7 protein-coding genes are annotated in these 13,493 nt (G+C 39.3%); 6 read left to right on the forward strand and 1 reads right to left on the reverse strand.

Annotation, left to right across the window (positions count from 1 at the left end; translation table 11 throughout):
* Positions 1–244: 244 nt before the first annotated feature.
* The gene (locus tag CWD90_RS08715; RefSeq protein ID WP_103475556.1) at positions 245–1,102 is read right to left on the reverse strand and encodes an AraC family transcriptional regulator; all 858 of its coding nucleotides are present in this window, start codon (positions 1,100–1,102) and stop codon (positions 245–247) included.
* Positions 1,103–1,189: 87 nt separating this feature from the next.
* Between CWD90_RS08715 and CWD90_RS08720 the strand changes: the two genes are divergently transcribed.
* The 6 genes from CWD90_RS08720 to CWD90_RS08745 all read left to right on the forward strand — a co-directional run bounded on the left by CWD90_RS08720 (position 1,190) and on the right by CWD90_RS08745 (position 13,483).
* Entirely contained in the window at positions 1,190–1,918 is a 729-nt protein-coding gene (locus tag CWD90_RS08720; protein ID WP_103475557.1) for a phytanoyl-CoA dioxygenase family protein, read from the forward strand.
* Positions 1,919–1,931: 13 nt separating this feature from the next.
* On the forward strand, positions 1,932–2,747 hold the full coding sequence (locus tag CWD90_RS08725; RefSeq protein WP_103475558.1) for a sugar phosphate isomerase/epimerase family protein: 816 nt from the start codon (positions 1,932–1,934) through the stop codon (positions 2,745–2,747).
* A 38-nt stretch (positions 2,748–2,785) separates the two neighbouring features.
* A complete protein-coding gene (locus tag CWD90_RS08730; protein WP_103475559.1) occupies positions 2,786–4,939 on the forward strand; it encodes an alpha-N-acetylglucosaminidase in 2,154 nt (717 codons plus the stop codon).
* 309 nt (positions 4,940–5,248) lie between these two features.
* Complete coding sequence (locus CWD90_RS08735; RefSeq protein WP_103475560.1) at positions 5,249–8,644, forward strand: SusC/RagA family TonB-linked outer membrane protein; 3,396 nt, start codon at positions 5,249–5,251, stop codon at positions 8,642–8,644.
* A gap of 17 nt (positions 8,645–8,661) precedes the next feature.
* Positions 8,662–10,428 (forward strand): SusD/RagB family nutrient-binding outer membrane lipoprotein, encoded by a 1,767-nt coding sequence (locus CWD90_RS08740; RefSeq protein WP_103475561.1) that lies wholly within the window; start codon positions 8,662–8,664, stop codon positions 10,426–10,428.
* 244 nt (positions 10,429–10,672) lie between these two features.
* Positions 10,673–13,483, forward strand: coding sequence for an NPCBM/NEW2 domain-containing protein (locus CWD90_RS08745; protein WP_103475562.1), 2,811 nt, complete (start codon positions 10,673–10,675; stop codon positions 13,481–13,483).
* Positions 13,484–13,493: the final 10 nt, after the last annotated feature.

A 13,493-nucleotide genomic window follows, 5' to 3' on the forward strand; every position in this document is an offset into this window, starting at 1 on the left:
CAAAAATAATATCAGTGTTTGTCAGTTAATTGGTAGCACACAAGAGACTAACCTATTATCTTGCATAAGATTTCAATAGCGAAATTGATTGCTAAAATATTAGAGTTTTAAAATTTTAGGTTCACATTAAATTCCTCTAGGTGAATCTGATAAAAGTTGAGTTGAGTTAGTTTTGAAAAATCCGGATACCGTTTAGGTTCCGGATTTTTTTTATAGACTGAAAGACTAAATGAATGTGCCATTATTACCTTTGCAGTCTTCTATAGGATTTGGGCGTAGCACCAGTAAACTTCTTAAAAGTGGTTGCAAAATATTGGGAGGAACCAAAACCTAGACCAAATGCCACCTCAGTAATCGTTTTGGTGGTCAGCAAATCTACTTTTGCCTGTTCAATCTTTTGTCTATTCACATATTCCTTTGGGGGCATTCCAGATTCCTTCTTAAACCAAGCCTTAAAGTACCCCGTGGACATTCCCACTAAATTGGCCATTTCATCCACATATATAATTCTAAAGAGATTGGTCTGTATATATTTATCCAGTGTATTTAATTTCATGGATGGCGAACTATGCTGTTTTTTTTGGGAAAGGATAACGGTTTCCAACAATAATTGGGTAATTAATTGATCTACCATTATTCTGGACAATAAGGAGCTCCTATATCCCAAATGTCCCACCAATTTTTCCAAAATATATTTTAGTTGAAAGGAACCTTTAAATATATATTCGGATTTATCTAGTAGTGCATCTAGCAAAAATTCCGACTGTTTTTTGGGCATGTTACAAAGTTTCCCACTGGAGCTATCCACGATTATCTGAAGCCAAAATAATTCTCCTTTATCTTCAGGAAATTCCCCCGTACTGTGCACGGTATCCGGAGGCACCACAAAAATATCATTTCCGTTAAGTTCGTATAATTGCTCCCCAATCTGGTAATATTGTTTCCCCTTCATACAAAAACAGATTTCTAGAGCACTTTGGTGTCGATGTCCTTTCAAACCAGGTTTTACCTCCTTATAGCGATAGTGACCAAAGGACAAACCCCTTTTTATGCCAAAATCTCGCAGATTAAATACCTTTCTTTCCTGTGTAATTAAATCCATAAAAAATGTACAAAAAAGTAATATAGTATAAAATTAGAAGACTTTAGTATATTTAAATTACATATTTGGAATCTATAAACTTGAAATATGGAAACAAAAAAAACAAAGTTCAAAAAGGACGGATATATTAAAATTGAAAGCCTACTTTCCCAAGCGGAAGTGGACGCACTTAGGACCATATACGATGAATTATTACAGGACAAGGTCAAAACAGCCCATTTGCGGAGCGACCTAGCTGGCGTAGAAGTCGATCCCAACAAAAAAATTGAACGTATTACCCAAATAATGAGACCCAGTAGCCTGGTTCCGGAATTGCTGAAAACCAGCACTTATAAAAAAGCTTCACAATGGGCCAAAGACCTTTTAGGGGAGGACATGGACCTAGATTTTGACATGATGATCAATAAAGATCCAAACACCAATACACCAACTCCATGGCATCAGGACGCCGCCTATTGGATTAATATGCCAGACCAAAGATCCGCTAGCTGTTGGATTGCTTTGGATGAGGTGTTCGAAGAAAATGGTTGCATGTGGTTTATTCCCAAAACAGAGGGAAGACCAATTCTGCCACATAAAAACATGCCAAACGGAGGGGCCCTATTTTGCGAAACCGATACCTCAAAAGCCCAAAGTATCCCCTTACTTCCTGGCGGATGTACCTTTCATGACGGACATACCCTTCATTTTAGCCAAGGCAATTCCACAGCAACACAGCGTAGAGCATTGATTTTAAACTTTAGACCCAAAAAAATGATCGATTATGAAAGGGAACAGGGGGTAGATCATACCGGGGAAAGAAAACAGAGAAATTAAAATAATGTAAGATATGATTCTTAAATTAATATACCCCCGTTGGGGAAGTTCAGATTTATCTTGGTCCGTATTTCTAAATAAAGTAAAGCAGGCCGGGTACCATGGTGTAGAAATAGACCTTCCTTTAAATGGTGTTAAAAAGAAAGAAATTTGTTCCATGCTAGTGGATTTGGAAATGGATTTTGTTGCCCAACATTGGGAAACACAGGAAGTAAATTTTGAAAAACATCAAGAAAAGTTGAAACGGCATTTATACAATCTAGTGGAAGCCGAACCCCTGATGGTGAATTCGCATACGGGTATGGATTTCTTTACATACGCCGAAAATGCCACTTTGATTGAAATGGCCCATAAAATAGAACTTGAGACTGGGATTATGATTGCCCACGAAACCCATCGTTCCCGATTTTCATTTGCCGCCCACGCTTGTTTGCCCTTTTTAGAAGAATATCCATTTCTGAAACTCACCTCCGACTTATCACATTGGTGTTGTGTGGCAGAATCTTTATTGGAAAATCAACCTAGAGCAGTGCAAAAAGCTATTGAACATACTTATCACATCCATGCCAGGGTAGGTTCATCCCAGAGCCCACAGGTATTAGACCCTAGGGACGAAAATTATAAAAATGAACTTGATCGGTTCAAGGAATGGTGGGGTCTGATGATTGAAAATGCCTTAGAAAAGAAGCGCCCATTTATCACGATCACTCCCGAATATGGTCCACATCCCTACACTCCTTACAAGACCAATACTAAAATACCAATGAACGACCAATGGGAAATCAATGAATTTATTCGAAAGGAGATTATAGAAAACTACACGAAATAAGTACTGATTTCTTTAGACTTAAGATCAACACAATTTTTATGAAGTACACATTGCAAATTTTATTACTCATCTTAATTATTATTTCCTGTAATCCTTCATCACAACGGGAAACTCCAGAAGTAAAAGCCGCCCAAGATGTTCTTAGTAGAGCCTTAGGGCCTGAAAATGCCTCCAAATTTATATTTAATTTCACTCGAAAGGATACCTTGGATACATACACCGTAAAGGTAGAAAACAATAAAATAGTAGTAACTGGAACTTCGCCCACGGCATTGACCAGAGGAGCGTATGATTATTTAAAAAATGCCACACATTCCATCATAAGTTGGTCTGGAAACAATATCCATATTCCAGAAATAGTACCCACATACGACAAAACAACTACCACCCCATTTAAATATCGCTATTACTTAAACACGGTTACCCATGGCTACACTACCCCGTATTGGGGCTGGGAACGTTGGGAAAAGGAATTGGATTGGATGGCCCTTCACGGAATGAATATGCCCCTAATAGCTGGCGCACACGAGGCAATTTTACGGCGAACCTTTAAAAAATTGGGATTAAAGGAAGATGAAGCTTTGGATTATTTCTCGGGACCTGCCCATTTCCCTTGGAACAGAATGGGGAATATTGGGAGTTGGGACGGTCCTCCTCCTCTTTCTTTCTTTGAAAAACAAATTAAGCTGGCCCATAAAATGCAGGACCGAATGAGGGAATTGGATATGCATCCCATTGTTCATGCCTTTGCTGGTTTTGTGCCCAAAGGATTGCAAAGAATATATCCAAATGAAGAATTAAGGGAATTAGGCTGGGGTGGATTTGACGAAAAAGTACAGATTCTATCACCAAAAAGTGAACTTTTTAAAAAAATTGGAAAACTATACATCCAAGAATGGGAGAAAGAATTTGGGAAGGGTGAATTTTATTTGGCAGATAGCTTTAATGAAATGGACGTCCCTTTGTCCAATAATCCAGAAGTGGCCAAAGAAGAACTGGCCAGCTATGGTAAGGCCGTCTATGGACCCATAGCAGAAGCCAATCCGGATGCAGTCTGGGTAATGCAGGGATGGACCTTCCCCTATCATCGCGATAAGGACGGCAATTTGTTCTGGACTCCCGAAAGATTACAGGCAATGATGAGCGGAATACCGGATGATAAATTACTGATCCTCGACATGGCCAATGAATACAATGCTCTTTTTTGGAAAATTCCCTATTCATGGAAAATGTACGATGGCTTTTTTGGCAAACAATGGATATATTCCTTTATCCCCAATATGGGTGGCAAGGTACCTTTGAACGGGGTATTGGATTTTTATGCGAAAGCTCCAGAGGAAGCCATTAATTTTAAGGATAAAAAAAACCTTGTAGGCTTTGGCTTTGCTCCCGAGGGAATAGAAAACAACGAAATGATCTATGAACTATTGGCCGATTGGGGCTGGAGGGAAAAAGCAATAAATTTGGATGACTGGATAAAAAACTACTGTTTGGACCGTTACGGAGGTTATTCCGAGTCTTTAAAAGGAGCTTATGATTTGCTTCGGAATTCTGCATTGGGAACTTTTACCGACCATCCAAGATTTAAATATCAATTTAGGCCTGGTCAGGGCAGTGCTACAGTACACTATTCAGATGACTTCAAAGAAGCAACAAAACTTTTTTTGGAAGCCTCCAATGACTTTGATGATAAGGAATTATACAGCTATGATGCCATAGAAATTGGGGCTCAGGCGATTGGACTTAAAATCGATTCCATATTAACTGAGGCCGAAAGTGAAAGCGACGAAAATTTAAAGTACCAAACCTATCAGAATGCCATAGACTTAATGTTAAAGTTGGATAGGATACTGGCTTCGCACTCCAATCACAAATTAAGTAACTGGGTGGACATGGCCAGGAATTTTGGGGATACCCCGAGGGAAAAATTATATTACGAAAGCAATGCCAAAAGATTGATTACTACCTGGGGCGGTGGTGTTAACGAATATTCTGCCCGTACATGGAGCGGATTGATCGGGGATTACTACGCCCAAAGGTGGCAATTATGGTTGGACGCCAAAAAACAAGATAAGGATTTTGATATATTGAAATGGGAAGAAGGGTGGATAACTTCAGAATGGAAAAATAACACAGTGCCATTTGAAGACCCCATTGCGGCAATAAAAGCGGTACTATATAATCCAAAATAATTGTACAATGGAGAATAGACCCAGACTTGGTCTTTCAACAATCCCATCCTCACTTATAAATTGTTGAGATAAAAAATACCGAGACCTAATTTCTTAATAAATACTGGGTCAAAATAGTATCTTAATTTGGCAAAATATTACAGCTTAAAATTGAAAATTATTTTCGAACATCCATTTTTAACAGTCATTGAGATATGCTACCTAGTTGTTGGTCGATAATCTTTCAGAATTTAACGTATAGTTAAGAAATTTAACCGTCAATACGGTCAAAACTCAAGCCGTAATTACTAACTAAATATCAAAAATAATATGAACAAGAAGATCCATTTCTTTTTAATGGCTTTAACCTTACTCTGTTTTAATGGAGTTATGGCACAAAGTAAAGCAATATCCGGCAGTGTTACGGATGCAAACGATGGAGCTCCCTTACCTGGAGTAAGCATTGTGGTTCAAGGAACTACAAATGGTACGCAAACAGATTTCGATGGAAATTTTACTATTGAGGCTTCTACAGGCGACATACTTGTATTCTCTTATATAGGAATGAAAACACAGTCTGTAACCATTGGAGTTTCTAATAGCATTAATATTTCAATGCAAGAAGATGCCAGTCAACTGGAGGAAGTGGTTGTAACTGCTTTGGGTATAAAAAGAGAGGAAAGAGCTCTTGGGTATGCAGTATCTGAAATTAAAGGTGATGATATTGCCCAAGTGGCACAAATCAACCCTATAAATGCCATGCAAGGAAAGACTGCAGGGGTGCAAATTAGCACAACCTCTGGAGGAACATTTGGAGGTACCAGAATAACGATCAGAGGTAATTCTACTTTCGATCAGAATACCCAACCCATCTTCGTGGTGGACGGAGTAATCTTGGACAATGATATTAGTGGTCAAAATGGTGCAGATTGGGGTAACCAACTTAAAAACCTCAACCCTGATGATTTTGAATCTTTTTCGATTTTAAAAGGTGCTGCAGCTTCGGCACTTTATGGGTCCCGTGCACTGAACGGAGTAGTAATAGTTACTACCAAATCCGGGAAAAAACGCAAGGGACTTGGAGTTAGCGTTAACCAGACTGTTGGTGTACGAACAGTTTATGACACCCCAAATTTCCAAAATCAGTATGGTTCAGGCCTTACTGCAGGTGGGTTTAGCTTTGTAACTAACGGACCAAATACGAGAACAAGAGACGATGCACATGACACTAGCCAGTTTTTCACCTATGACTTGGCCACTGGTCTACCATCCATGGCTTTTGATTCCTATGAAGAACATGCTGCCAGTTGGGGACCCCGTTTTGATGGCCAGGAAATTATAGACTATGATGGTTCTAGATCTACATGGTCTGCACAGCCAAATAATTACAAGGAATCTTTTGATACTGGTTTTATAAGAAATACCAATGTTGCCATTGATGGAGGTAGTGAAACAAGTAGCTTTCGACTATCATTTTCCAATTTTTCCGAATCAGGGGTAGAATTAAGGAACGATTTTGACAAGAATTCTTTAAGTTTCAAAGGATCTCATGATTTGATAAAAGACAAACTTACTGTTAATGCCGTAATGCATTACACTCGCTCCAAAGCAAAGAATCCTTTGCAACCAGGTGGACTTACCTCATGGTTTCACGACGGTTTCCCAAGAAACTATGATGTGAACAAGTGGAAGAATAATTATTTGGACGTTGACGGTGGAGTTCCACACCCAAATGGAGACAACTACAATTTTACCAGAATGAGCAGAATTTGGGCCCATGCTCTTGAAGACGATAATATCCGTACAGAGGGTTCATTTATCTCGAATATTAACTTGAATTATAAGATTTCGGACAATATTACAGCAACTCTTGATGGAAATATTAACCAATATACCTATAATCAAGAAACTAAGACCTTTGCAGACAATAGAGATCGACTGAACGGGTCCTACTCATTTGGAAACGGAGAAAAATTTCAACACAGTTTTTCTGCCAAGTTGTTTTTCGACAAACAGATTAATGATGATTTTAGAATGGATTTGTTGTTAGGTGGAGAATTATGGACTTCTAAAGAACAAAGTCAATATGCCAACACCACTGGTGGATTTAAAATTCGTGATTTCTATTCTTTGGCCAACTCAAAAGATGCACTCAATGCAGGTGGCGGTATTGGACCAAGAAAAAAAATCAATTCAGTTTACGCCTTTTTCAATACTAGTTACAAAAGGGAACTTTATTTTAGTGCCACGGCTAGAAATGACTGGTCTTCTGCTTTGGTTTACCCAAATGGTAAAGGCAACAACTCTTATTTCTACCCATCAGCCAGCTTAGGCTGGGTAAGCTCGGAAACCTTTGATCTACCGGATTTCATTTCCTTTGCCAAATTAAGAGCCTCCTATGCCATTGTTGGTAATGACACCGACCCTTACAGGTTATCTACTGGATTTGTCGCTGATAATTTTAGCCAAAATCCAGACTTAAATATGTTTAGGTTCGAAGATAATACGGCAGTCTCTGTAAATTTGAAACCTGAAAAGAAATATTCATTTGAAACAGGTTTGGATCTTAGATTCTGGAATAACCGAATTGGTTTGGATGTAGCCTATTACAAGGACAATACTAAAAATCAAATTATCCCATTACAGGTTCCATCAGAGTCAGGAATCGATAATCAATTGATCAATGCTGGTAACCTTCAAAATCAAGGGATTGAAGCAGCATTAAATTTAAAGATAGTAGATAACCCAGATTTTAGTTGGGACATAGGGGCCAATTACACTCATAACCGGGATAAAATTATTGAATTGGCACCAGGAATAAACGAATTTAGATTATTCGGAAATCCAGATGACTCCAACTCGGCTACAGCTTCTTACGCATATGTTGGAGGCAACTATGGTGACTTGGTTACCAGAAGAGGCTACGATTATTATGATGGCGCAAACAGTGCAAACCAAGGTATTCCCGTTTTGGCAAATAGAAACGGTTGGTCTGTGGCTTATCCAATTGGGATCCAGAATAAGGACTCCCTATACGTAATGGGTAACATGCAAGCAGATTGGTATGGTGGCATGAACACCTCTGTAAGATATAAAAGATTACGTTTAAGTGCTATTGTAGACGCTAAATTTGGTGGTGAAATTTATTCAGCAGATGCAAGGTACGGTTTACACCAAGGTGTTTTGGAAAGTTCTTTACCCAATAGGGATGCTTCCCAAGGAGGTATTACTTGGACAAGCGAAGGACAAGGACAAAACTTTTTTGGAAAGACCTATGAGGACGGGTATATACCTAACGGAGTCTTTCCTGATGGAACAACCGTTACCTCTGGACCTTCCGACAATAGGTCAAATGTTGACGTTGGTGGCTTAACATATCAGCAAGCATACGACCAAGGTCTGGTAGAACCTACCCATTGGTCTGGATATGTTTATAGATGGACTTCCGCCAGTACTGGTACCCCTATTACGGGTGTTTACACTTCTAGCTGGGTAGCCTTAAGGGAGGTAACTTTGACATACGATGTGCCTTCGGAAATTTTGGACAAACTTCTAGTAAAAAGTGCTTCGTTGGCACTTACAGGACGGGATTTAGGATTTATCTATAATTCGTTACCCGATAATATAAACCCTACACTAAGTAGTAATGCAGCCGCGAATCCACTTCAACAAAAGTCTTCGCCCTACATTAGATCTATTTCATTTTCGTTAAAACTCAATTTCTAAATTTGAAAATTTACAACATGAAAAAAGTAATATATATATTAATCGGCCTGTTTGTTTTTACCGGTTGTGACGACGATTTTGCAGAAATCAATACGAATCCCGACATAGGGGTGCCGCCACCAGAAACTTTGTTCACTTATGTTCAAAAAGAAATGGTTACCTATAAAAATGGCGGTGAATGGTATCACGAAAATCATCAGAAAATGACCTGGGCCCAGTACTTGGTGCAGGGAAAAGCCAATGATAGTGATATTAATACTATTCTACCTGGAAGTAAATATGGGACATTCTATGTAAAAATAATGAACCATTTAACTGAGATGAGACTTCAGATTTCCGAACTATCGGAAGAAGAACAAAAATTCTATCAAAAAATGGTAGCGGCATCTGATATCCTTCAGGCCTTTTTTGCTCTTAGAATTACGGACCAGTATGGTGACATTCCTTACTCGGAAGCAGCTGATGGCCGTAGGGAAGGTAAATTGGACCCCAACTATGACAAACAGGAAGCGGTTTTAATACAGCTTGTTGCTGAACTAAATTTGGCCATTCAAAAAATGGACGAAAATATCTCCAGCAGCTATAATTTCGCCTCTAATGACATTGCTTATGAAGGAGATATCACGAAATGGATTAAATGCGCCAATGCAGTTAAATTAAGAATTGCAACTCGTTTACTAAGTCAAAATGAATCAAAAGCACAGGAAATTATTACCAGTGTGGCCTCAGATGGTAGATTGTTTGAAAGTGAAGATGACCAATTCACATTTGATTTAGGAGGTACCTACAGAGGTTCTCCAGGAGCAGATTTTGAATGGAAAGGTGTAATGTGGTCTGCAGAACCCATGGTGGAATTCATGAAAACTACCTCTGACCCCAGATTGAGAATATTTTATGAACCCAATGGATACACTCAGGAAACAATAGATGCGTTTGCTGATCCAACTACTATTTCTCCAGCTGTAGATATAACTAATGACAATGCGGTATTGTATACTACCGCTGATGGCGAAGATATATTTGGATATCGTTTTATTGGATTGCCCGCCTTTAGAAACGATCCCAATATCGGAGTTCCCGACTACTATTTATTTGCAGACCAACCCAATTCAGTGGGGACCAATGCAACCATGTTGTCAAAATACAACAGAAGATTGATTCAGGAATGTAATTTTCGCTATGGTGGACTACCACAACCTGAAGGCAATTATGTGGATGTAATGATATCCTATTCAGAAGTTTGCTTTATGATGTCCGAATTCATACTTAAAGGCTATACCACTGGTGATGCAGCAGACTGGTATGGAAAGGGAATGGAATCCTCATTGAGAACCTATAATATGTTAGGTGAGAGGCAAGATTTGATTATGCGAGTAGCCAATAAGGAATACCCATATTTGCCAATCAGTGAGGATGAAATAACCAATTACATGGCCAACCCATCCTTACAGTTGAATGGCACAGATGATTTGGAAAAAGTTTACATCCAACAATTTTTAAATTTTTACCGCCTTCCAGAGGAAGGGTGGATACTTTCTATGCGAACTGGATATCCCAAATATGGTTCTTCATTGTTGGCAAGATCTGCCACTGATAACCCGGAAATACCTTTTCCAAGAAGAATACCTTCCCCGGAACCAGGTGACCTCAATGTTGCTAAATGGCTGCAGGCGAATACTGACCAAGGGTTTACCAGCCCTAGGGATGAAACGCCAAGTGTATTAAATTCCCAAAGACTTTGGTGGGACAAAAACAACCCAACCATTGGTAGTGGAGGAAACTAAAATAACTCATTGACAAAAAGGGCAGTATTTATTTATTGCAATGGTTGGCCAACAAGATTGGCCAACCATTTTTTTTGTTAAATAAAATAAATTAAGTGCCTACAATTCAATACCAAAACATCAATAACACATTACAATCAGCAAAAAAAGTATCAAAATTAGTCTGGGCAGTGGTTGCCCTATACTAGGATCCAAAGTATATTGGTATTCCTAAAAAGGATTAAAATTTCAGCAACATATATCCATGAAATACTTAAAAATATATTTACCGCTATTCTTGTTATTCTCCGTGGCCACCTATTCCCAACAATCCACCTCAGGAGTACTATCCCTTTCTGAATTAGATGTTGAAAAACCGGAACAACCTTGGTGGTCTGCCCAAAAGAACTTGGCCATCAACGGAATGCCCATTAGAATTAGTGGAGAATCATTTAAAAATGGTATTGGGACCTTGTCCGGAAGTAAACTATATATTTTCCTTGATGGGAAGAGTCAAAATTTTAAAGCCCAGGTAGGAATTCAGGATAAGCAGGATTTTCCGCAAAACGTAAAATATAATACACTAAGCGATGGCAATAAATTATTCTATACCCAAAACGAAGAGGATAAAACATTTGTAGCCATTGCCAACTCAGAAGTCAACATGGGCAATGGCAGTGTTAGATTCGTAATAAAAGGAGATGGAAAATTGTTGTGGAAAAGTAAAAAAATTATTGGTGGAGGTAAAACCATGGATGTTAATATAGACCTCATAGGCATACAAGTTTTAGAACTCAGCGTTGAGGATAATGGTGATGGTGTCTCAGGTGACCATGCCGTTTGGGCAAATGCAACCATCAACTTTACCAACTTTAAACCACAATTGGTTGATGCCAGCTATCTAAATAAACTTAAAACGGTTGATGCCAATTTTAATAACAGCATTAAACCTTTCATACAAAAGTTACCCTATGGCCAAAACATTTATAAAGGAGGGGTAAAAGAAGATTGGCTAATAGAAAAAATAAGACTGCCTTCCATGGTCTACCAACAGGCCGATGGAAAGGAAATTGTAATATCCAACGGCCTGGTCAGCAGGACTTTCCGACTTACACCAAATTGTGCTACGGTTGGATTTACCAACCTTGTAACTGGCGAATCACTGCTCCGTGGTGTTAGTCCAGAGGCCATGCTTACCATAGACGGACAGGAATATACCGTTGGTGGTTTGGACGGACAAATAGAATATGGCTATTTAAAAGAGGAATGGTTAGAGCAGATGTGGACTCCGCCAGGATCTTTTCAACTTACCGATTTTAAGATTGATGAGATTCAGGACCGTATTAATTGGCCCAACAAAAGATGGTCTTCCAAACCGAAAATTCCAACACAGGGAAAGCATATTATTTTCACCTATGCCCATCCAGGATTTCAAGGCCTATCAGTGAAGGTGCATTATGAAATCTATGATGGCATTCCTTTGATCAGCAAATGGTTCACCATTGAAAACAGTGGGTCAAAATCCGTTGTTTTAAACAATTTTAAAAGTGAAATCCTGGCCATGGTGGAGGCCGAAAGTGCTGTGGAAAAACAAAAAGGCTGGGAGACCCCCAACATTCATGTGGAAAGCGATTTTGAATTTCATTCCATGTCCATGAAAAATGCCAACAAAGTGGTACACTGGGAAAAAGATGCCCGCTATACTTCTCAGGCCAGTTATTTATTATCCACTCCCTGTTTGTTGGAATGCAAACTTCCCATTGGTCCAAATGAAACCATTGAAAAAGATTCCACTTTTCAATCCTTTAGAGTCTGGGAAATGCCCTTTGATAGTTTTGATAAACAGCGCAAAGGCCTATATACCAATGCTATGTATTCCTTAATAGCCCCATGGACAACCGAAAATCCTCTATTTTTACATTTGACTACGACGGATGATACCAAAGTAAAGGCAGCTATTGACCAATGTGCCGAAACGGGTTATGAAATGGTGATACTAAGTTTTGGCAGTGGCCTTAACATGGAAGACCTGTCCGATATCAATATCAACAAATTTAAAGCCTTGGCAGATTATGCCCATTCCAAGGGTATAGAACTTGGGGGATATTCCCTATTATCCAGCAGATGGATCAGTGAGGAAGTAGATGTTATTAATCCCGAAACAGGGAAAAGAGGTGGTGTAATTCATGGCAGCTCCCCTTGCCTAAATAGCCAGTGGGGAATTGACTATTTTGAAAAATTAACGGCCTTCTTCGAAAAAACCGGCTTTGATCTTTTGGAACACGATGGTTCCTACCCAGGTCAATTATGTGCCTCCACCTCACATGCAGGTCATAAGGGTCTGGAGGATTCCCAATGGAAATCTTGGAAACGAATTACCGATTTCTACAAATGGTGCAACGAAAAAGGAATTTCCCTAAATATCCCAGATTGGTATTATCTTAGTGGCAGCACTAAAAATGGCATTGGTTATAGAGAGGTGAACTGGTCATTACCACGTGAACGACAATTGGTACTAGGGCGACAAAATATGTATGACGGAACTTACGACAGGCTTCCTAGTATGAGTTGGACCTTTGTTCCCCTAACAGAGTACCATGGTGGAGGGGCCGAAGCGACTATAGAACCATTGGACACCCATTTAGAAGCCTATAAGGCTCATATGGTACAAAACTATGGCATGGGGGTTCAGGCGTGTTATAGGGGTCCTCGTTTGTACGATACCGATAAAACTAAGGCCTCCGTTATAGAAGTGGTAGATTGGTACAAGAAATACCGCCAGATCCTCAACGCTCCCATTGTTCACTTAAAGAGGGCCAATGGAAGGGAAATTGATGGTGTTATGCACGTTGACCCCGATTTAAACGAAAAGGGACTCGCAATGTTCTTTAACCCTACTAACGAGACATTGTCCCAAACCATAAAACTCCCCCTATATTACACAGGACACGCCAATGAAGTCAGCATTAAGGAGAAGGAAGGAAAAAGAATAAACTATGAATTGGCAAGGGATTATTCGGTAGAATTGGAAGTGGAAATTCCCGCCAACGGCAGCACTTGGTATGTAATTTATTGAGCAATAAAAT

This window comes from Arenibacter catalasegens, assembly GCF_002909235.1.
GTDB classification, from domain to species: domain Bacteria; phylum Bacteroidota; class Bacteroidia; order Flavobacteriales; family Flavobacteriaceae; genus Arenibacter; species Arenibacter catalasegens.